The organism is Thermostichus sp. MS-CIW-15, assembly GCF_054060575.1.
Genome location: NZ_JBSSDI010000021.1, coordinates 18536 through 38875 on the forward strand (window position 1 = coordinate 18536; position 20340 = coordinate 38875).

Sequence of the window (20340 nt, forward strand, 5' to 3'; positions counted from 1 at the left end):
GTGAGGAGCCTATCTTTGTAGCAAAAAATACGGCTCTGTTTGAATTCAAGACTCAGCCAAGAGGACAACTAGGAGTTGGGATCCCCGATCTGGGCCAACTGCTGCCGGGCCGCCTGCCGCATCACCTCTACCGGCACGGGCTTGCCCCCCAGCCAGAGGGAGAGGGCTTTGGCCCCCTGGTGGATCAACATTTCCAGGCCGCCAATAGGGGTGTGGCCCAGCTCAGCAGCCATGCGCAGCAGCGGTGTGGGATCCGGCACGTAGACCAAGTCATAGACAGTGGCGCCGGCGGGCAGAAGGCGCAGTTGCTCCCAGCTGAGGGGAGACAGCTCAGCAAGGGATCCCGGCTTATGCATGCCCACGGGGGTGGTGTTGACCAAAAGCCGCGTCTCAGCCAGGTGGCGATCCAGTTCTGCCCAGCTCAGCGTCTCCACCTGCGGCCAGGTCTGTTGCAAGGCACGTAACTTCTCAGGGGATCGCCCGGCCACCCGCACTGGCCCCAGCCCCAGCTCCAAACAGCCCTGGATGGCCGCCCGCGCCGCCCCGCCGGATCCCAGGATCAGGGTGGGGATCCCTTTCTCCAGGCCCAGCAAAGGCTGGACAAAGCCGTCGATATCGGTGTTGGTGCCGCCCCAGCCTCCCTCCGGCAGGGCGTAGACCGTGTTCACCGCTCCCACCGCTGCCGCCCGCGCTTCCACCTGGCTGAGCAAAGGCAGAATCGCCTGCTTGTGGGGAATGGTGACATTAAACCCCCGCACGCCGATGGCCGCCAGGCCGGCCACCGCCACCGCTAAGCGCTCTGCCGCCACCGGAAAGGGCACATAGCAGTAGTCTTCTCCCATGGCCGCCAGAGCGGCGTTGTGCATCGCCGGGGATAGGCTGTGGGCCACCGGATCCCCGATCAGGCCCAGCAACTGTGTGCTTCCCGAAATCCGCCTGTCCACTCCAATCCCAACTCCAAATTGTCTGCGAGTCTCGGCTATCGAGATTCCGACTCCACGCGATCTAGAGTTTGCCGGTAGCGCTGCCGCCAACTGGCCAGGGATTCCTCGGAAATGTGATCGATTAAGTTGCTGATCTCTCCCAGAATTTGGTAGGCGCGGTCAAAGCTTTGGCGGGTGCGCTCTTCTTGATCTGGTTGGCGCGCCTGCACCATGTACAGGCTCATCTTGATGGTTTGCAGCCGGTTTTTGCCCAGATCCTCCAGCATTTCGCGAATCTGACCGATGGCCTCCTGCCGCACTCGGCGCTGCCGCCGCCGCAACAGCCAGAACAGAATGCCGTGGATAACCCCCACCACGGTGGCGCTGACTGCCGTTGCCATTGCTACGGAAAGAGCGCTGCGGCTGGCCACCCAACCGCTGAGCAGGATTACGCCTATCCCCACCGCTGTCAGGATCAGCTCGATGTTGTCGAGAAACCACCTTCTTGCTGACTTCCAGGTAGCGGATCCTGCTCCTCGGCCCTGAATAGAATTGAACATCGCTGTTACACCTCTCCCCCACCCATTCTGCTCAAGCCAACCTGATGGCAAACTTTGGGGATCGGACTTACCGGCGCAGTCGCCATTTTCCGCGGCCCAGTTGACGCTTTAGACGACGCCGCGGTTTCCGCCGGCGGATCCACAAGGGCCTCTGAGAGCGGGATCCCGCTGCAGAGGTTTCAGATCCAAGCCTGCCAACCCTTTGGCTTAGCTCTTGGTTTTGTTGCCGCAACTCTTTGAGCTGCCGGAGGTGAGTTTCCAACTCCTGGCGCAGGTTGGCATTTTCTTGTTCCAGACGTTGCAGAGATTTCAGCAGCTCTGAAGACTCCGTCCCCCTGACACGGTCGGAAACGAGGATGGGATGGGGAGCAGTCACCACCGAGGTGTGGACATTTTTGCTGTCTCGCAGGGCTTGGGCAGCCCGTCGCAACAGGGCCACCCCCTTGGGATCGTCCTTATCTGTGAGCGTGGCCGCCCCAAATTGAAGCTGCACCGGCAGCGCTTGCCCATTCACCACAAAGGGATCCTGGATCAACCGCTGGCAGCAGCGCTCGGCAGCGATCTGGGCAGCGGCCAGAGTGCTCCCCGGCAGCACCACGATAAACTGGCCCTCGTCGTAGCAAAAGAGATCATCCCCCTCTCGCAAATTGTGGGCCAAGCGATCCGTAAACAGCTTGAGAAGAGCAGCCCGACCGCCGGCCTCCAGTCCTTGCCCCAGAGCAGCGAGGTTGGCCAAGCGCAGCACAAACAAACTGAGGGGATCCGATTGGGCACGGGCTTGGGCCACCCGCAACGGCAGGCGAGTAACCAGATCCTGCCGATTGCCCAAAGCAACCGAGCCAGAAGGAGATGAGACTTGTTTTTGTCCAGTCTGGAGCAGATATTGCTGGCGGCGGCTCTCCACAATGCGCAGCCCTGCCCGCACCCGCGTCAGCAGCTCCGCTGCCTGAAAAGGCTTAGAAAGAAACTCGTCGGCTCCGGCTTCTAAAGCCCGCTCCATGTTGTCGTTGCCCTCGCGGGCGGTCATGAGGATGTAGTACACCCAGGCATATTCGGGCGCTTGCCGCAACTGCCGGCACAGCTCTAGGCCGTCGAGAGCGGGCATGACCCAGTCGGCAATGATGAGATCTGGAGTTCGGCGGCGGATTTGTTCTAGGGCAGAAAGGCCATCCAGGGCATAGGAAATACTACAGCCCTGCTTGCCGAGAAAATTAGAGAGCATTTCCGCCACCATGTAGCTGTCATCCACGATCAGCACATGGGCCCGCAAGCTGCTGGCTTCGCCTTTGCTAGCGCCCAAGCTTGCCTGAGGGCCTTCAGACGTACCAGTGGCAGCAGCGCTCTCCAAATTGGGATCCACGGGCAAGCCAAAGCCAGATGAGAAGGAAATCCGGGAAAGCAAACTTTCCAATGGTTTTCCATCGCCATTCTAGACGTAGGGATTGGCAGCCACTACCTAACTTTGCCGGGTTATTTTTTTGAGATTTTTGAAGTTTCGTAGTCATTCCCAACCCGAGGAAGAGGCTTCTAGGCGTTCCTCCCTCTCCCAGGGGGAATCCTTCTCTGCCCCAGCGAGAGGGAAGGCAGGGTTCGACGCGACTTCAGGGCCGCCACAGGAACCTAGAAACGAATCTCGAGCGTGACTTGGGCGCGCACGGTTTGTTGTCCTCCCTCCACTGGCGTGGAGGCTGCCTGTAGGCGAGCATACTCCGCTCCACCCATGCCTGCCAGAGGAACTGGCGGCGCGATGTAGCCCTCGCTGTGAATTTGGATGCGCTCCACGGAACGGCTGCTCAGGTTCAAGGCCCTCAACACATCGTTGGCTTGACGTTGGGCATCTTCTACAGCCTGCCTTAAGGCACGGCTGCGCGCCTGCAGCAAGGTGGCCTCGTCGGCCCGGAAGCTGACTGATTCCACCTGGGTAGCTCCGGCGGCCACGGCTTCATCCAGCACTTGTCCGGCTCGGGCTATGGGCACCTCAAATTGCAAGCTGTTCTGCCCCTGTACCCCGCTCAGGCGGGGTGGGCTCTGCTGGTAGTCGTATTGGGGATAGAGGGAAATGCCGGTGGTCTGCAGGGCGCTCACCTGCAGCTCCTTGAGGCGGTTCACCAGCCGCTCCGAGCGCTCGGCCACCTGTTGCTGTACCGATTGCGCCGTCTCCCCTTGGAGCACCACCCCCAGCCGGATTACCGCAATGGAGGTTTCCACCGCAACAGATCCCTGGCCGGTTACCGTCAAAGTTCGGGATCCTTCACCGGGACTGGCCATCGCTCCTCCATTGCTGCCAAGCCCATTCCACACCAATAAGACCAGCGCCAGTCCCAAAGCCAGCCAGGGCATTCCCTTCAAGAATCCCAACTGCTCTTTTTTCCAGCCCTTGCTCCCTTCCATGCTTCATCCCCAACTTACTCCCACCGCTCTTCCATCTGGCTGGACAAAAGCCCCAGCCACCAGTGCCCTAGCCTCACCCAGACGTTGCGTTGCTGCCCACCGCTGCAACAGCCCCTGGCCCTGTCTAATTCCTAGGAACAGGGCAACGGCAACTGCTGCCCCCAGCAGGGCCAATGCCAGCTCAGACATAGGGATAGACAGCAAGGCTACTGGCCATCCTAATGAGAGTTGCTCCAAGGTTGGGATCCCTGGCTGCAAAAGTTAACCTTTGCCGCCTCAGCCACCCCCAAAAGAGCGATCTCCGCTCCTGCCCATAGGACGTATGATCGAGTCAGCGTGGTCAAAACTTGATTTATTGATTTGTTAAGGTCTTTTTGAGAATGGCCGAATCAAAACTGCGACAACTGCTGCACGATCTGGATGTTGAGCTGCAAAAAACCTCCGGCTTGGATGAAAGGCAGCGGCAGCACATTGCCGCCATCCGCCAGGAGGTGGAAGCCGTGCTGGCAGAGCTGGGATCCCCAACCAAGGGCCAACAAAACCCAGGGCGCAAAGCTCGCATTGGGGAAGCGCTGGCACTGTTTGAAACCTCTCACCCCAACCTCACGCTGATCCTGGAGCAGGTGATTGACACATTGGCAGGAATGGGTTTGTAGTTCCCGCGGTGGGTATCCAAGGGTTTCAGAATGAACGGCCAAGACCGCTTAGATCGAGTAGAACAACTCCTAGCTCAGGCAGCCGAGCAAACTGCTGCTAACAGCCGCGAGATCCAAGAGCTGCGCCAGGCCATTCGGGAAAGCCACGCCGAGCTGAGCGAGCAAAACGCCGCCCGCAGTCGAGAAATCGAGCAGCTACGCCAGGCCATTCGGGAAAGCCACGCCGAGCTGAGCGAGCAAAACGCCGCCCGCAGTCGAGAAATCGAGCAGCTGCGCCAGGCCATTCGGGAAAGCCACGCCGAGCTGAGCGAGCAAAACGCCGCTCGCAGCCGGGAAATCGAGCAGCTGCGCCAGGCCATTCGGGAAAGCCACGCCGAGCTGAGCGAGCAAAACGCCGCTCGCAGCCGGGAAATTGAGCAGCTGCGCCAGGCCATTCGGGAAAGCTATGAGCAAAACGTGGCTCAAGCGCAAGGCTTGAGAGACTTACAGGAAGTTGTCCGTGAGACCCGCTCGGACTTAGCACACTTGGCCGAATGGGCCGAGGAAGTAACTCAAGCTCTCATCACTCTCACTGCATTGCAACAAGAGCACGAACGCGCTATCCAGGCCATCAACCAGCGTCAGATCGAGAATGACCAGAGGTTTAACGTTCTCCTCGAAGAAGTGCGCTATCTTATTCGCAGACAGGGGCTAGATGGAAGCTCTTCTCCCCCTTCTGGTTGAGGAGGGGGATCCCTTCTAAGCAAAGCTCAGAGCTACAAGGACAGCTCTAGTCTTCATCCACTTCCCACTCCAACAGATGGGCATAAGGAGCCACCAGCTCGGGAGAGTAAAAGGCAATGGCCCGCAGGGTGTGCCAATCCTCCAGGCAGTCGAACACGTTGGGGTACTCGTTGCGCTCCAGACGCTCCGCAATGGCCGCCACATCGGCTGCAGTGAACTGGCGGGGATCCATGCCCTTGGGGAGGGCTTCTACTTTGGATCGGGCAGACATAGGCAGCCTGAACACGCTACAAGCCGATCTTAGCCTCTCGGCCCGACGCCCCCTGGCCGAAACCACGAATTTGTAGAGGTTCTACACAATGCAGGCTGGGTATCTGCCTTGCCTAGCGGAGGAGCTCGGCGTCCAAAACAGGCTCTGTCTGGGTAACGCGGTAATAGCCAGCCTGGGTGCGGACCGAGGCTTGGTAGGGGCTGGGCAAATCCAGCGAGCGCAAGGGCGGGATGTTGGTGCGCTGGTTCAGCAAAGTGGTGAAGAAGGCGGTGGTTCGCCGGGCCTGGGAGCGCACTACCTCTTCAGGGAAAACCACCGGATCCGCATCTCTGCCCCTATCCAGCAGGATCGCATCCAGGGCATCCCCCACCGGGTAAGAAGGATAGGCAATTTGGGCAAAAACAGCCCCCGCCGGGATCCCGGCGGCTAGACAGCCCAGAACAATCGCCAGGGTTAGACGCATGTGCTGTAGTTCCTCCTACGCTACTGTAGTTCGTTCCTCAACACCGGAAAAAGCAGAAGCTGGGCGTTGCCCACCAACCTTGACCCCCGGGGAGCCTACCTCTTGACCGGCAGCTAAGGCGGATTCTACCCGAAAGACTTCGGTTGACAACGGTTGCAGCCCCCAACATGACACGGGATCCCCCTGCCGACTAGGATCGGGATGCACTGTTTGAGAACCGTTGCCTGTGAGTGTTCGCGTTCGCCTTGCCCCTAGCCCAACTGGCAACTTGCACATCGGCACCGCCCGGACGGCGGTGTTTAACTGGCTCTACGCTCGCCGCCACGGTGGCCAGTTCATTTTGCGCATCGAAGACACCGACCGCGAGCGCTCTTCCCCCCGCTACACCCGCAACATCTTAGCAGGGCTAGCCTGGCTGGGACTGGATTGGGATGAGGGGCCCATCTACCAGTCCAACCGCATCGCGCGCTACCAAGCGGTGGTGCAGCAGCTTTTGGACCAGGGGCTGGCTTACCGCTGCTATGTCAGCGAGGTGGAGCTAGAAGCAATGCGCGCTGCGCAGAAGGCCGCCGGCAAGGCTCCCCGCTACGATAACCGCCACCGCTTTCTCACTGAGGAGCAGCGACGGGCCTATGAAGCCGAGGGTCGGCAGCCGGTGATCCGTTTCAAGATCGAGGAGCCCCTGGAGGTGTCGTGGGTGGATCTTATCCGCGGCCCCATTACCTGGAACACCCAGGATTTGGGGGGAGACATGGTGATCGCGCGGGCGGATGGCTACCCTCTCTACAACCTGGCAGTGGTGGTGGACGACATCGACATGGGCATCACCCATGTCATCCGTGGCGAAGACCATATCGGCAACACGCCTAAGCAGATCTTGCTCTACCGCGCTCTGGGTCATGAACCGCCGCAGTTTGCCCATTCTCCCCTGATCCTGAATCCAGAAGGGAAGAAGCTCTCCAAGCGGGATGGGGCGACCTCGGTGGCGGAGTTTCAGCAGATGGGCTTCTTGCCGGAAGCTCTCAAGAATTACTTGGCTTTGCTCAGTTGGTCGCCTCCCGATGGGGAAGAGATCTTCTCGTTGGAAAAGGCGGCTACGATGTTTGACTTCGACCGGGTCAACCGGGCTGCCGCTCGTTTTGATTGGGACAAGCTCAACTGGATCAACAGCCAGTACATCAAGCAGCTCTCCCCGGCAGAATTGGTGGAGCGGCTGACACCCTTTTGGCAGGCGGCGGGGTTTGACCTGGGATCCGTGCCGGATCCCACTTGGCTGGAAGAGGTGGCCTGCCTAATCGCCGAGGGCATCGACCGCCTGACGGAGGCTCCTCCCCTGAGCCGCTTTTTGTTTCAAGAGCCCCTCAGCTACTCGTTGCCGGCTCTGGAACAGTTGCGCCTGCCGGGGGTGGCGGAAGCGATGGCCGCCATGGCCACCACGTTGGCTGCTGCTGAGTTGCCCCAGCCAGTTTCCGCGGACAGCCTAAAACCGCTGGTGGAAGAGGTGGCCAAAAGCCAGGGGATGAAAAAGGGCCTGCTGCTGAAAAGCTTGCGGGCCGCCCTGACAGGGGATCTGCAGGGGCCGGATTTGATGGCCTCTTTTGCGCTGTTGCAGCGGCGGGGCTGGGCTTTGGGGCGGCTGGAGGCGGTGCAGAAGGTGGTTGCCTGAGTTCAGGCTGTTGGAGTTGACTTTTCTATTGCTTGCTGCTATGCCTTTGCAGGCTTTTGTCGATCCGGATTCCACTTTCTTGATCCAGCTTCAGGCTGCCAACCAAATCGTTCAGGAACTGGTGCTGCTCTCTTCGCAAGAGGCTTCAGAAGCGGCGGAGCCGGAGGTGTGGGAGCAAGGCCTGCTCAAGTTGGCTCAAACCCTAGTGCACCAGATGGTGAGCCGCCTGGGCGTGGCCTCCGCTCGCCTCTGGTTTTTCGACCCGCAAGAGGGTTGCTTTCGGTCGGTGGCCCATGCTGGCCTGCTCAGCCCTGCCCACGCCCAAATTGAGCGAATCTACCCCGATGACAGCCCTATGGGGCGTGTGGTCCAGCAAGGGTTGCCCCTCTTGAGCAACAACCCGGATCAAGAGGTCTGGATGCCTGCCCCGGAGTGGGTGAGGGCCAATGGCCTGCGGGGCTTTGTCGCCTACCCAATTAACCGCGGGGAGGAGCGGCTGGGCGCTTTGGCTCTGCTGAGCCGGACACCCTTGGAGGCCAGCTTTGTAGAAGTAGTGAAGTTTCTTTGTTCCTATACGGCCAGCGCCATTATCAATGCCAAGCTGCTGGAGCGCAGCCGCCGACAGGCGGTGCGGGAGGCGTTGCTCAACCGCATCACCAGCACTGTCCACCGCTTTCTGCAGTGGGATCAAATCGTCAGCACTGCCCTGAAGGAGCTGCAGCACGCCTTTCTCTCGAAAGGGGTGAAGGGGCTGAGCCGCTGTTGTTTTTACAGTATCAACCCGGATCAGGAGACGGTTCAGGTCACCCACGAGGCCCTAAGCCCTGGGCTGGCCCCGTCCCTGGGGCAGGTGTACCGGATCCAAGACTTTGGCTCGCTGTGCGAGCGGTTGCAGGAGGGGCAGGTGGTGCAAATAGCCCTGCATATGCAGCCGGCTCAGGAACATCTGTTGCCGCCGCAGGGACTGGCCGCTTTCCAGGCGCTACAGGCTCGCTCGGCGGTGCTGATCCCGTTGCAAGCGGTGGGCTCAGCAGGAGCCGGGCTGGGGGAAGCCGGCGGCAGGGATCCGCAGACGGGCCGATCCGACTTGGCTGCTGCGCCAGGGGGGATGATCGGGCTGCTGGGGGTATACCTAACTACACCCCACCCCTGGCAGCCGGAGGAGATTGACCTGTTGCGCTCGGTGGCCTACCAACTGGCGATTGCCCTAACTCGTTCCAGCCTGTTTGAGCGGGCCCATCGGCAGGCGGAACGGCTGGCGCTGTTGCACTCGATCACAGCGGCAATTCGCTCCAGCCTGGAGCCCACCACTCTCTTCCACGCGATTACCCAGCAGATTGGTGCGGCTTTTCAGGCGGATGTGTGTATCTTGGCCCTTTGGCAGCCGGAACAGGAGATGCTGCATCCTGTGGGCATCTATGCGCCGGAGCTCACCCCTGCCGTGCGCGTGAGCGGGACGGAGCCCTTGCTGGATGCCCCGCTGACGGGATCCCTCCAGAAGCCCTGGCCGGAGCCGGGGATCCCGCCGGAATTGTCGGAAACGGTTCAGGCCAAGTTGCGCTTGGCAGCCAGCCTGCTGACCACCTTGAAGGAGCCGGTGGTGGTGCCGGATGACTTGAAGCCGCAGCGGCAGGGAAGCGGGCTGTTGTGGGTGCCTTTGTTTGCCTCTGACCAGCCGCAGCGACAACAGGAAGTGTTGGGGGGTATTGCCCTGCTGCGCTACCCTCACGGCGGATCCCCCTGGCAGCCGGAGGATCTGGAGTTGGCGGAAGCCGTGGCCGAGCAGGCGGGGATCGCCCTCCAACAGGCGCAACTTTACGAGCAAACCCGCATCTCGGCCCAGCGGGAAAGCTTGTTGCGCCAGGTCGCCCAGCGCCTCAGCGGCACCTATGATCCCCACCAAGTGGTAGAGATTGCCCTCGAGGGCATGGCGGAAGTTTTGCAGGTCGATCGCTGTACTTTTGTGGCGCCGCGGAGCGGCTATGGGCCGAGCGCCCAACAGCCTGCAGCGGCTCCAGAACCCCTCGCCATTCTTCAGGAATACCGCCGTCAGCCGGGGATCCCTTCCCAGGTGGGGCAGACGTTGACCCCTGAGCTGAGCCAGCTCATTTGGGTAAGTTGCTACACCCATCTGGACACGCTGCTGATCCCCGATGTCCAAACCTTTCCGCTGCCCCTTCCCACCCGCCAGACGCTGTTGCAGAAGGGCATCCGCTCCCTACTGTGTGTACCTCTGGTTACCGATGCCAACCAGATTGCGGGTGTGCTCTGCGCCTCCATTCCGCCCCTGGCGACGGCAGGCCGGAAGCCTCCAACTGCCGATACTGCCCCCGAAGCCGCCGGATTTGCCCCTGCAGATAGGGACTTGGTGGAAGCGCTGGCGGACATTGCGGCAGTGGCGCTGCAGCGGGCCTCCTTCTACGAGCAGGTTCGCCGTCAAGAGGCGACGGCAGCAGCCTTGCAAGGGCTGACCGAGGGGCGAGAGGCGGAAAGTCGTCGCCTGGCCGCCGATCTGCACGATCAGACCCTAGCGGATCTGGGAGCTCTGTCTCGTCAGATTCAGGAGCTCGCCGGCGATCCGACCCTCAGCCCTGCCGGCCAGGCTCAACTACGCGTCATGAGCGTCCAACTGCAGGAGACCATGGCCGAGTTGCGGGGGATCGTCGAGGATCTGCAGCCGCTGGCCATGCGGGCTTTTAACCTGGGCCCGGCTCTGCGCAGCCTTCTGGAACGGGCGGCCCAGCGTTCTCCTCACCCGCTTCTCACCCGCTTCGACAACCGCGCCGATGGCCTGCTCTCCCGTCTCAGCCCTGCCTGCCAAAGCAACATCTTTCGGATCGTGCAGGAGGCGCTGAACAACATCGTCAAACACGCAGGGGCACGGCGCATCGACATCACCATTCAGCCCAAGGTTCAAGCCGGTAGCGGCGCAGAGGAGCCTTCTGTCAATCCCGAAGCCCCTTACACCCACCTGGAGCTGAAGATCATCGACGATGGCCGTGGCATGCCGGAGTTCAACGGTGGGATCGATCCCGATCAGAAACCTGGCCACGGCCATGGATTGCTCAACATGCGCTACCGAGCCGAGCTAATCGGGGCAACCATCACCTGGCGCAACCGCCGCTTGGGTAGCGGCACAGTGGTGGAGCTGCAGATCCCTTTGCCCCCCCCTTCCTAAGCTTGCCCGGAGAACCCCCGCAGAACCTCCTCGGGATGGCAGTTTGCCTCAGGGATCCAGTCTCGTCGCCTTTGCCCCCGTCGTTCGGCAGGGAGCAACCCGCCCCTCAAGGCCGGGGAACCGCAGCGGCATGCCGGTTGGAGTCCAGAAATGCAAGGGCGCCACGCGCAAGATGGATGGCCTCATGCCTCGGTTCGCCGACCGACCACAGCGTAAAAGGGATCCCCGCCGGCCAAAAGGGCAAGCCAACCCAGGGGAGCAGGCCGCTGGATCACCTCGACGATCTCGAATCCCAGCACCGACTCAAAATAGCGCTTGACCAGCTCCACCCGCTCTGCTTCCGAGCCATCCCGCCAGGCCTGGATGGCCTTCTGGAAAAACATGCGATTGGAGAAGCTGACAATGAAAAGGCCCTGGGGCTTGAGGATGCGATGCACCTCGGCAAACACCTGCTCCGGCTGCTGCAGGTATTGCACCGAAACCGCGTTCAGCGCTGCATCAAAAGTGCAGTCCGGGAAGGGCAGAAGCGGGTTTTGGTTGAGGTTCTGGACGAAGAAATGGTCAAGCCGGGGGTTGGCGGCCAGTTCCTGAGCATTCATCCCATGCCCTTCCACATGGGCAAAGTTCATCTCCGGCGGCAGGTGGGAAACCCAACTGCTCATTAGATCGAGAATGCGGCTCTGAGGCCGCAAATACTCGCGGTAGAGATCGGTGAGCTGGCCGATGAAGCCGGCATCCACATGGGTTACGAAGCGGGGATAGTCGTAAAAGAGGGCATCGTCGCTGGGATCCAACTTGGAGCGCTGCCAATCTTCAAGAACCGCCATGGCCAAAATCTGTTGCAAAGCTTAATCAAAGCTAACATTCTGGAACTCCCTCGAGGGGAGCAGGCGTGATAGCGTAGCAGGGCGACGGTGGCCATTTTCCGAGGGACTTCTTGCCGTGATGTCTGCCTCTTACGCTTCCGCTACAGCTCGCTCCTCTTCTGCCGCTGGCTTTGACCTGCGCGACTATGTAACCGAACTGCAGCTCCACATGGCCCTGCAGGCCCGCAGCCTCACCCCTCCTCTACATCTCTCGCCAGCAAAGGACAGCCCTCTGGCCCTAGTGCAGCAAGCGCAGGCAGAGCTAGAGAAGTCCGTCTCCCGCCAGTGGCTTTGAGGGGCACAGCCTGGGCAAAATGCTCAGGCCAAACTCTTGCGCAGCACCCCCTGCACCAGCAGCACTGACACCACCACAAACCCTGTCAAGAGCCCCAGGGATCCCGCCAGGGTGAGTTCGCCCCAGGGGGCCTGCAGCACCACATCGGCAAAGCTCCAGGTGCTGCTGCGATAGACGTGGCGAATCGGCTCGATGGCAAAGGTGAGCGGGTTGAGGCTGGCCACCCAGCGAAGCCAGGTGGGCATAAAGCTGAGGGGAGCCAAAGCGGTGCTGGAAAAGATCAGCGGCAGATTCACCAAAAAGATAAAGGCCAGCAACTGCTGGTGCCCCGGCATGGCAAAGGCCAGGCCCAAGCTCAGGGCGGTGAAACCCAAGACCAACAGGCCCACGATCAACGCCACCACCGCCAAGCCCGGCCCGTCCGGGATCCCGCCGCCGAGGACGTAGTCTGCCCCCACGATCACCGCCGTCTGCAGCAGCGCCAAGCTGACGATGAACAGGCTAGAGGCCAGCACAATGGAAAAGCGAGAGGTGAGGGGAGCCACCAGCAATCGGTTTAAAAATCCGAACTCCCGGTCGAAAATCACCGGCACACCGGCGTTCAAGGCCCCGCCAAAGGCCGTAAACACGATCACGCCTGCCCCCAAAAACTGGGTGTAGTTTTGTCCGGCCCCGAAAATGCCGGCAGGGGCATTCTGGAACAAGGCCCCGAACAAAATCAGCCAGAGCAGCGGCTGGATGATGCCGACCAGCAGGGTGGCGGGGCGACGCTGCAATTGGATAAACAAGCGGCGGGCGAGGGCAAAGGTCTCCTGCCAAAAGTCGGCTGTAAATAGAGGAATCGGGTTGGATTGGATGGGGGAAGCGGCAGAGGTCATACCAAGGCTCCTGCAATGTTGCGATCAATAATCATCAATGCAATCTTCAATCGATCAATCAATATCAATGGAACTTTGTACATATCAGCTTGTAATCAGTATGGCTCAATTGGGGAGTTAGGGATCGACGTGGGGAACCGTTGCATTGCTCTTGAAAATGAAGTTACTTTTTCTTTTTGCCCAGGTTGGCTTCGGCGGCAGCCAGCTCCGCATCCAGGAGGGTTTGCCCGGTTGCCGCCAAATACACGTCATCCAAGCTGGGGCGAGATTGGCTGCTGCTAAACACCTCCAGCCCATGGGCCTCGAGGTGGGCGCGGATCTGGCTGAGGGGATCCTCCCCGTTGCGCTGCACCACCAGGTTGAGGGCGTTGCCCTGGGCGCTGTTGATCACCACTTTTTGGACAAAGGGCAGGGATCCCAGCAGTTCGGCCCCCCGTTGGGCCAGTTCTGGCGGCGCAAACTCCTGCAGCTTGACGGTGATGCGCTCGCCGCCGACGCGGGCTTTTAGCTCTTCTGGGGTGCCTTCGGCAATCACCTTGCCGCGGTCGATGATGGCCACCCGGTCGGCCAATAGGTCGATCTCCTCCAGGTAATGGCTGCTGAGCACCACTGTAACGCCGGTGTTCTTGAGCTGGCGCAGGAAGTCCCAGATGGCCTGCCGGCTGGGAACGTCTAGGCCCACCGTGGGCTCGTCCAAAACCAACACCTGGGGCTGGTGCAGCAGTCCTGCCGCCAGATCGAGGCGTTTGCGCAAGCCGCCGGAGTAGGTGCCGATGCGTTGGTCGGCCCGGTCGGCCAGCCCCAGTAATTCGAGGACGGTGGCAATCCGCTCTTGGGCCAAGGGCCGCGGCAGGTGGTAGAGATCGGCCTGCAACTGCAACAATTCTCGCCCCGTCAGCACCTTATCCAAAGCCACCTCCTGGGCAACAAAGCCCAGCTTTTCGCGTACTGCCTTGGGATTTTCGTTGACGGGGATCCCGCACACCTCGATCCGGCCTGCGTCGGGGCGCAGCAGGGTGCACAGGCAGTGCAGGGTGGTGGTTTTGCCGGCGCCGTTGGGGCCGAGAATGCCGTAGATCTGGCCGGGCTCTACTTGGAAGGAGACATCGGCCACGGCCACTGTGGAGCCGTAGCGCTTCTGGAGTTGTTCTACCAAGACTGCAGGGGTATCTGACATGGGCATCCACCTTTCGCTTCCTCTAAGCTATCAAGCCGGCTCAGGAGAAAGGAGTAGCGATTCCCTCAATTCCTCCCTCCCTATCGCCGACTCATGGCTCCCAACCCCATAGGGATGGTGGGATCCAAACCGAAGCTCAGGATATAGTGGTTCAGGCAACGCTGGGGGGCTGCAGGTGGATTTTCGCCGATTTCCCGCTCAGCCCGGTCGCCAATCTCTGTTGTGGGGAGAAGATGAATGGTGAAGCCAAAGCTTGCCTGCCGGCCTGCGCATCCCACCTGTGCGGGCCCGACTTCCCCTGTTCAATCTCTTATCCCAAATCTCGTCAAACCTAGACTGGGATCTTTGGCAGCTGGGGCGATCTTGGCGCTCGGCCTGGTCGGCTGTGGCGAGGCGACAACGCCGCTTAGCCCGCTGGAAAATGCCTTTCTGCGGGCCGACGACTTTGAAATTACAGGGGGATCCGCGACAGCGGGCGCGGTGGGGCCCTACTTGCAGTTCAACGTGCGGCGGCAGCGGGACAACCAGATCTTGAATCGCCCCTTCAACGTCTATGTGGAGAATGCGGGGCTGGCGGAAGGGCGACCTCCTCTAGTCGATAACCAAAACCGTCCCATCCTGCTCCAGCGCTCAGTGGCCTTTTTGGGCAATGGCCTGGATCTAAACAGGGATAGCCAGCCGGATCCACCTCCCCAGGATCCCCCCAGCCTTGACAGCGGCCCCTTGCTGCCCTACGCGCCCCCCAACAACTGGCAAAGCCGGGCCGTCCTCGCCTACGTCCCCGGCCAGGCCAACATCCCTGGACGTGGCCCTAGCGACCGCTTTGGTATCTACTTCTCTTCCCTCTTGCCCTACAGGGGTCAGCTTCGCTTTCGCATCCGCGACGAGCTGGGCAATGCCCCTGCCCGCCTCTTTGAGATTACTTATCCCCCAGCACCCAGCCGGGCCAATGTCACTGTCACCTTGACCAACGTCAGCGCCAGCGCCCAGGAACCCGTGCTCATTGCCATCTGCAACCAGTTGGGAGCTGCTGCCGTGGTGGGCCTGCGGAGCGGCACCTTTACCGAGCTGGTGGATCTTTTGCCGGCCCCCAGCTTGCCGGTGGATCCCAATTTGAGCGAGCCCATCCGCTACGTGGCCGAGGCCTATCAGTTCAACCGAGAGCGAGCTGTTATCCGCGTCTCCCAGAATCCTGAGGATCCCAGCCGCATGAGCGTCCCCCTCTTGGGATCCGAGGGCGCAACCGGCAGGGCAGATTTAACCCTGGTGAGCTCCACCGATGACCGGCTCACCTGCTTCAACGACCGGCTCTCCGATCTGCGAAATACATTTTCCGACTTCTTCAGATAACAGTTAATGGCAGTTCTCCACATGGCCGGTTGGCGGCAAGCGAAGCCAGCGCCAGCTGAGGCATACCCTCTGGTTGTCCCAGATCGTCCAAAGTCTGCCGAAGAAGCTGGCAGAAAAACTGGAAAAATCTGTTCGTAGCGAGCCTTTTTTGGCTTTCTTCGCTTATCCGATTGTCCTATCGGCAAAATCCAGCTTGACTTGGGGCTGACCCCTTTTCCTGCCGGATTGGATTGCGATATGCTAGTTTCCCAACTCTAAAGCGTGATTCATTCCAAGCCGTTTTTCCCCATGAATCCCCATCGCTCCCAGGTCTCGGTTCCCATCCTGCAGGAAAGCTGGCACTTTCAAGAGCGGGATGCCTGTGGCGTTGGGTTTTTGGTGGATCGCCAGGGGAGAGCCAGCCACGAGCTGCTGCAAAAAACCCTCCAAGCTCTCGCCTGCATGGAGCACCGCGGCGGCTGCGGCGGCGACAACCAAAGCGGCGATGGGGCCGGCATTGCCACAGCCATTCCCTGGCAACTGCTGCAGGCAGAGAGGGACGAGATCCGGGCTTGGGATCCCGGCCGCAGCGCGGTGGGCATGGTGTTTTTGCCTCAGGCTCCCGCCGAGTGCCAGGCGGTACGCCAGCTTATCGACGACTACTTGGCCACCAGCGAGTGGGGGCGGCCCCTCTGGCGCCAGGTGCCGGTCAATCCGGAGTGCCTGGGGCCGATGGCGCGGCAAACCCTGCCTTCTATCTGGCAGATGCTTCTCACCCATCCCAGGCTGGCGGGAGATGAGCTGGAGCGGCAGCTCTATCTGCTGCGGCGGCGTCTGCGGCGGCAGGTGGAAAGCCGGTTTGGCTTTTATTCCATCTATTTTGCTTCTCTCTCCTGCCGGCTGATTGTCTACAAAGGCATGGTGCAATCGGCGGTGCTGGGCCAGTTTTACCGCGATCTGCACAACCCCCTCTACACCACCGCCTACGCCACCTATCACCGCCGCTTCAGCACCAACACCTTGCCCCGCTGGTCGCTGGCCCAGCCCTTCCGCTACCTCTGCCACAACGGCGAGATCAACACGTATCTCGGCAACGTCAACTGGATGGCTGCCCGCGAGCCCACCCTGGCCCATCCCCTCTGGGGCGAGGCCATCGAGGAGCTCAAACCCGTCATCGATCCCGGCAGCAGCGACTCAGCGGGCCTGGACGCGGTCTTTGAGCTCTTGATCGCGTCGGGCTACTCCAGCCAGCAGGCGATGATGGCGCTGATCCCGGAGGCCTACCGCCACCAGCCGGAGCTGCAAGATCGCCCGGAAGTGGTGGACTTCTACGAGTTCTTCGCCGGCCTGCAGGAAGCGTGGGACGGGCCGGCTATGGTGGTCTTCTGCGACGGCAAAACCATTGGCGCCACCCTGGATCGCAACGGCTTGCGCCCGGCCCGCTATGCCCTCAGCCGCGATGGGTTGCTGGTGGTGGCTTCAGAGGCCGGGGTGGTTTCCCTGCCGGAAGCCGAGATCCTAGAAAAGGGGCGGCTGGGGCCAGGGCAGATGCTGACGGTGGATCTGCAAAGTGGCCAGCTTTACAAAAACTGGGAGATCAAAACCCAGGTGGCAGCTCAGCACCCCTATGGGGAGTGGTTAAGGGCTCACCGCGTTCAGCTGGCTAGCCAAGACTTTGAGAACGCCCCGCAGCTTACCGAAGAGCAGCTGCTCCAACTGCAAACTGCCTGCGGCTACTCCTCGGAAGATGTGGAGATGATCATCGAGGAAATGGCCGCCACAGGCAAAGAGCCGGTTTTCAGCATGGGGGACGACGCGCCGCTGGCAGTGCTCTCCACCCAGCCCCACCCCCTTTACGACTACTTCAAGCAGCGCTTTGCCCAGGTAACCAACCCGGCTATTGATCCCCTGCGGGAGAGCCTGGTGATGTCTTTGGAGGTGTACCTGGGATCCAAAGGCAACCTGCTGGAGATTCGCCCAGAGCATGCCCGTCTGCTGCACTTGCGCAGCCCGGTGCTCAACGAGGCGGAGCTGGCCGCCCTGCAGCAGACGCCTTTTCCCTGCCGCACGCTGCCGATCCTCTACCCGGTGGCCGCTGGGCCAGCAGGGCTGGCCGCCCAGGTGCAAGCCCTCTGTCAAGAGGCGGCGCAAGCGGTGCGGGAGGGAGCAGAGATCTTAATCCTCTCGGATCGCGGCCTGAGCGCCGAGCAGGCCTTGATCCCGCCTCTGCTGGCCGTGGGGGCCATCCACCATCACCTCATCCAGGAGGGGCTGCGCCTGCGCGCTTCCCTGGTGGTGGAGACAGCCCAGTGCTGGAGTACCCACCACTTTGCCTGTCTAATTGGCTACGGGGCCAGCGCCGTCTGTCCCTACCTGGCCTATGAGGCGGTGCGCCAGTGGTGGCACAAGCCCAAGACGCAAACCCAAATGGCCGCCGGCAAGCTGCCCCAGCTCTCTCTGGCCGAAGCTCAACTGAAGTACCGGGCAGCTATCGAGGCGGGCTTGCTCAAGATCCTCTCCAAGATGGGCATTTCCCTCCTCTCCAGCTACCACGGGGCCCAGATCTTCGAGGCCATCGGCCTCAGCCAAGAGGTGATCGATCTGGCCTTCCGCGGCACGGTGTCGCGGGTGGGGGGGATGACGCTGGCGGATCTGGCCCGCGAGGGCATGGCCAATCACCAGCGAGCCTTCCCCCAGCTCACCTCGAAAAAGCTGGAGAACTTTGGCTTCATTCAAGCGCGGCCCAAGGGGGAATACCACATCAACAGCCCGGAGATGGCCAAGCTGCTCCACAAGGCCATTGCCTCAGGCCAGCCCGACCACTACGAGATCTACCGGACCTATCTGCGGGGCCGCACCCCCACAGCCTTGCGGGATCTGCTGGACTTTCGCAGCGACCGGGATCCCATTCCCCTGGAGGAGGTGGAGCCGGCCACCGAGATCTTCAAGCGCTTTGCCACGGGGGGAATGTCGCTGGGGGCCCTCAGCCGCGAGGCCCACGAGACCCTGGCCATTGCCATGAACCGCATCGGCGGCAAGTCCAACTCCGGCGAAGGCGGGGAAGATCCGGAGCGCTACATCCCCATCACCGATGTAACACCCGAGGGGACCTCGGCGCGCTTTCCTCACCTTAAGGGCCTGCGCATGGGGGACAACGCCAGCTCGGCGGTGAAGCAGGTGGCTTCGGGCCGCTTTGGCGTGACGCCGGAGTACCTGCTCAACGCGCGGCAAATCGAGATCAAAATTGCCCAGGGGGCCAAGCCGGGCGAAGGCGGACAACTGCCCGGCAAAAAGGTCAGCCCCTACATCGCCAAGCTGCGCCGCTCCAAGCCGGGGGTGACCCTGATCTCGCCGCCGCCCCACCACGACATCTACTCGATTGAGGATCTGGCGCAGTTGATCTTCGATTTGCACCAGGTTAACCCGCAGGCGCAGGTGTCGGTGAAGCTGGTGGCGGAGGTGGGCATCGGCACCGTGGCGGCGGGAGTGGCCAAGGCCAATGCCGACATCATCCAGATCTCCGGCCACGAGGGGGGCACAGGGGCCTCTCCCCTGAGCTCCATCAAACACGCAGGCTCACCCTGGGAGCTGGGCCTGGTGGAGGTGCATCATGCTCTCTTGGAAAACGGCCTGCGGCAGCGGGTAATTCTGCGGGTGGACGGCGGCATTCGCACCGGCTGGGAAGTGGTGATGGCGGCCATGCTGGGGGCAGAGGAGTTCGGCTTCGGGACAGTAGCCATGATTGCCGAGGGGTGCATCATGGCGCGGGTGTGCCACACCAACAACTGCCCGGTGGGGGTGACCAGCCAAAAGGAAGAGCTGCGCAAGCGCTTCCCTGGCACTCCGGACCAGGTGGTGACCTTCTTCGCCTTTGTGGCCGAGGAAGTGCGCCAGATCCTGGCCCGGCTGGGCTACCGCTCCCTGGAGGAGGTAATTGGGCGGGTGGATCTGCTCTGCCCCCGCGCCGATGTGGCTTTGGCGAAAACCCAGTCCTTGAATTTGGAGTGTCTGCTGCGAACTCCGCCGGGCTTTGATCCCCACAAGCGCCCAGAGTGGCTGGAGCACGAGCCGGTGCACTCCAATGGCCCGGTGCTGGATGACGCCATCTTGGCCCGGCCCGAGGTGCAAAAGGCCATCGAGACCTGCGGCGCGGCCATGCTGGAGCTGCCCATCGCCAACACCGACCGCTGCGTGGGCGGGCGCATTGCCGGCACCCTGGCTCGGCTGTATGGGGATACCGGCTTTGTCCGACAAGGGGGGCTGTTGGATCTGCGCTTTGTGGGCACAGCCGGCCAGAGCTTTGGGGCCTTTACCCTGGCGGGCATGCGCCTGACCCTGACGGGAGAAGCCAACGACTACGTGGGCAAGAGCATGTGCGGCGGTGAAATTGTCATTCTGGCTCCCCCAGAAGCCCCGCGGGATCCGGCGGAAAATGTAATCCTGGGCAACACCTGTCTGTACGGGGCCACGGGCGGATCCCTGTTTGCCAACGGCCAGGCGGGGGAGCGCTTTGCCGTGCGCAACTCCGGCGCCCAGGCGGTGATCGAGGGATCCGGCGACCACTGCTGCGAGTACATGACCGGCGGTGTGGTGGTGGTGCTGGGGCGGGTGGGCCGCAACCTGGGGGCGGGCATGACCGGCGGCCTGGCCTACGTGCTCGATGAAGAGGGCAACTTCCCCGCCAAGGTCAACGGCGAGATCGTGCGCATCCAGCGGATACAGACGGCGGCGGCGGAAGCGCAACTGAAGGGCCTGATCCAAGAGCACTACCGCCGCACCCATTCCCCCAAAGCCGAGCGCATCCTGCAGAACTGGGAGCGCTACCTGCCTCTGTTTTGGCAGGTGATCCCTCCTTCGGAGGAGGGGAGTGAGCTGACGGATCCGGCGCGATCCCAGCCGGCGGCGGTGCAGTCGTAGGGGGTTGTGGGGCCTGTCGGTAACACTTCTTATCCCCCCGCCGGCCA

17 protein-coding genes are annotated in these 20340 nt (G+C 61.6%); 7 read left to right on the forward strand and 10 right to left on the reverse strand.

Going from position 1 to position 20340, the window contains the following annotated elements; translation table 11 throughout:
* Positions 1-68 precede the first annotated feature (68 nt).
* The 5 genes from ACVW0R_RS08945 to ACVW0R_RS08965 form a co-directional block, all read right to left on the reverse strand.
* Positions 69-944, reverse strand: a complete 876-nt coding sequence (locus tag ACVW0R_RS08945; RefSeq protein ID WP_099812719.1) for a shikimate dehydrogenase — start codon at positions 942-944, stop codon at positions 69-71.
* Positions 945-979: 35 nt separating this feature from the next.
* Complete coding sequence (locus ACVW0R_RS08950) at positions 980-1483, reverse strand: hypothetical protein (protein ID WP_011431503.1); 504 nt, start codon at positions 1481-1483, stop codon at positions 980-982.
* 67 nt (positions 1484-1550) lie between these two features.
* Positions 1551-2783, reverse strand: coding sequence for a response regulator (locus tag ACVW0R_RS08955; RefSeq protein ID WP_457501940.1), 1233 nt, complete (start codon positions 2781-2783; stop codon positions 1551-1553).
* Positions 2784-3103: 320 nt separating this feature from the next.
* Positions 3104-3874 (reverse strand): SIMPL domain-containing protein, encoded by a 771-nt coding sequence (locus ACVW0R_RS08960; RefSeq protein ID WP_240527312.1) that lies wholly within the window; start codon positions 3872-3874, stop codon positions 3104-3106.
* Between the two features lie 3 nt (positions 3875-3877).
* Entirely contained in the window at positions 3878-4063 is a 186-nt protein-coding gene (locus ACVW0R_RS08965; RefSeq protein WP_041438644.1) for a hypothetical protein, read from the reverse strand.
* Between the two features lie 191 nt (positions 4064-4254).
* Here ACVW0R_RS08965 and ACVW0R_RS08970 point away from each other — a divergent pair, with 191 nt between their 5' ends.
* Both ACVW0R_RS08970 and ACVW0R_RS08975 read left to right on the forward strand, forming a co-directional pair.
* Positions 4255-4530 (forward strand): DUF4404 family protein, encoded by a 276-nt coding sequence (locus ACVW0R_RS08970; RefSeq protein WP_041438641.1) that lies wholly within the window; start codon positions 4255-4257, stop codon positions 4528-4530.
* Positions 4531-4560: 30 nt separating this feature from the next.
* A complete protein-coding gene (locus ACVW0R_RS08975; protein ID WP_414346686.1) occupies positions 4561-5253 on the forward strand; it encodes a coiled-coil domain-containing protein in 693 nt (230 codons plus the stop codon).
* Between the two features lie 46 nt (positions 5254-5299).
* Here the strand turns inward: ACVW0R_RS08975 and ACVW0R_RS08980 are convergent, their stop codons facing one another.
* A complete protein-coding gene (locus ACVW0R_RS08980) occupies positions 5300-5524 on the reverse strand; it encodes a DUF2555 domain-containing protein (RefSeq protein ID WP_083759181.1) in 225 nt (74 codons plus the stop codon).
* 112 nt (positions 5525-5636) lie between these two features.
* Positions 5637-5987 carry a hypothetical protein gene (locus tag ACVW0R_RS08985; protein WP_011431494.1) on the reverse strand — a complete coding sequence of 117 codons (351 nt, stop codon included), beginning with the start codon at positions 5985-5987 and terminating at the stop codon, positions 5637-5639.
* A 226-nt stretch (positions 5988-6213) separates the two neighbouring features.
* Between ACVW0R_RS08985 and gltX the strand changes: the two genes are divergently transcribed.
* Together gltX and ACVW0R_RS08995 are read left to right on the forward strand one after the other, a co-directional pair.
* A complete protein-coding gene (gltX, locus tag ACVW0R_RS08990; protein ID WP_099813302.1) occupies positions 6214-7653 on the forward strand; it encodes a glutamate--tRNA ligase in 1440 nt (479 codons plus the stop codon).
* Positions 7654-7693: 40 nt separating this feature from the next.
* A complete protein-coding gene (locus ACVW0R_RS08995) occupies positions 7694-10831 on the forward strand; it encodes a GAF domain-containing sensor histidine kinase (RefSeq protein ID WP_143596985.1) in 3138 nt (1045 codons plus the stop codon).
* Between the two features lie 182 nt (positions 10832-11013).
* Here the strand turns inward: ACVW0R_RS08995 and ACVW0R_RS09000 are convergent, their stop codons facing one another.
* Positions 11014-11658 carry a class I SAM-dependent methyltransferase gene (locus tag ACVW0R_RS09000; protein WP_457501941.1) on the reverse strand — a complete coding sequence of 215 codons (645 nt, stop codon included), beginning with the start codon at positions 11656-11658 and terminating at the stop codon, positions 11014-11016.
* Positions 11659-11776: 118 nt separating this feature from the next.
* On the opposite strand from ACVW0R_RS09000, the gene ACVW0R_RS09005 reads away from it, so the two are divergent.
* Positions 11777-11992, forward strand: a complete 216-nt coding sequence (locus tag ACVW0R_RS09005) for a hypothetical protein (RefSeq protein WP_011431490.1) — start codon at positions 11777-11779, stop codon at positions 11990-11992.
* A gap of 23 nt (positions 11993-12015) precedes the next feature.
* Here the strand turns inward: ACVW0R_RS09005 and ACVW0R_RS09010 are convergent, their stop codons facing one another.
* Positions 12016-12870: an ABC transporter permease gene (locus tag ACVW0R_RS09010; protein ID WP_011431489.1), complete on the reverse strand. Its 855-nt coding sequence runs from the start codon at positions 12868-12870 to the stop codon at positions 12016-12018.
* A 163-nt stretch (positions 12871-13033) separates the two neighbouring features.
* Positions 13034-14053 carry a daunorubicin resistance protein DrrA family ABC transporter ATP-binding protein gene (locus tag ACVW0R_RS09015; RefSeq protein WP_011431487.1) on the reverse strand — a complete coding sequence of 340 codons (1020 nt, stop codon included), beginning with the start codon at positions 14051-14053 and terminating at the stop codon, positions 13034-13036.
* 339 nt (positions 14054-14392) lie between these two features.
* Between ACVW0R_RS09015 and ACVW0R_RS09020 the strand changes: the two genes are divergently transcribed.
* Together ACVW0R_RS09020 and gltB are read left to right on the forward strand one after the other, a co-directional pair.
* Positions 14393-15397, forward strand: a complete 1005-nt coding sequence (locus ACVW0R_RS09020; RefSeq protein WP_457501942.1) for a hypothetical protein — start codon at positions 14393-14395, stop codon at positions 15395-15397.
* Between the two features lie 288 nt (positions 15398-15685).
* Positions 15686-20293 carry a glutamate synthase large subunit gene (gltB, locus tag ACVW0R_RS09025; protein ID WP_457501943.1) on the forward strand — a complete coding sequence of 1536 codons (4608 nt, stop codon included), beginning with the start codon at positions 15686-15688 and terminating at the stop codon, positions 20291-20293.
* Positions 20294-20340 lie beyond the last annotated feature (47 nt).

Excerpts from the sequence above, each read along its gene's own strand:
- ACVW0R_RS08985 (WP_011431494.1), bottom strand. The coding sequence starts at position 5,987 with ATGCGTCTAACCCTGGCGATTGTTCTGGGCTGTCTAGCCGCCGGGATC.
- ACVW0R_RS09010 (WP_011431489.1), bottom strand. The coding sequence starts at position 12,870 with ATGACCTCTGCCGCTTCCCCCATCCAATCCAACCCGATTCCTCTATTT.
- ACVW0R_RS08950 (WP_011431503.1), bottom strand. The coding sequence starts at position 1,483 with ATGTTCAATTCTATTCAGGGCCGAGGAGCAGGATCCGCTACCTGGAAG.
- ACVW0R_RS08975 (WP_414346686.1), top strand. The coding sequence starts at position 4,561 with ATGAACGGCCAAGACCGCTTAGATCGAGTAGAACAACTCCTAGCTCAG.
- gltB (WP_457501943.1), top strand. The coding sequence starts at position 15,686 with ATGAATCCCCATCGCTCCCAGGTCTCGGTTCCCATCCTGCAGGAAAGC.
- ACVW0R_RS08970 (WP_041438641.1), top strand. The coding sequence starts at position 4,255 with ATGGCCGAATCAAAACTGCGACAACTGCTGCACGATCTGGATGTTGAG.
- ACVW0R_RS09005 (WP_011431490.1), top strand. The coding sequence starts at position 11,777 with ATGTCTGCCTCTTACGCTTCCGCTACAGCTCGCTCCTCTTCTGCCGCT.
- ACVW0R_RS08965 (WP_041438644.1), bottom strand. The coding sequence starts at position 4,063 with ATGTCTGAGCTGGCATTGGCCCTGCTGGGGGCAGCAGTTGCCGTTGCC.
- ACVW0R_RS08960 (WP_240527312.1), bottom strand. The coding sequence starts at position 3,874 with ATGGAAGGGAGCAAGGGCTGGAAAAAAGAGCAGTTGGGATTCTTGAAG.
- ACVW0R_RS08995 (WP_143596985.1), top strand. The coding sequence starts at position 7,694 with ATGCCTTTGCAGGCTTTTGTCGATCCGGATTCCACTTTCTTGATCCAG.
- ACVW0R_RS09000 (WP_457501941.1), bottom strand. The coding sequence starts at position 11,658 with ATGGCGGTTCTTGAAGATTGGCAGCGCTCCAAGTTGGATCCCAGCGAC.
- ACVW0R_RS08980 (WP_083759181.1), bottom strand. The coding sequence starts at position 5,524 with ATGTCTGCCCGATCCAAAGTAGAAGCCCTCCCCAAGGGCATGGATCCC.
- ACVW0R_RS09015 (WP_011431487.1), bottom strand. The coding sequence starts at position 14,053 with ATGCCCATGTCAGATACCCCTGCAGTCTTGGTAGAACAACTCCAGAAG.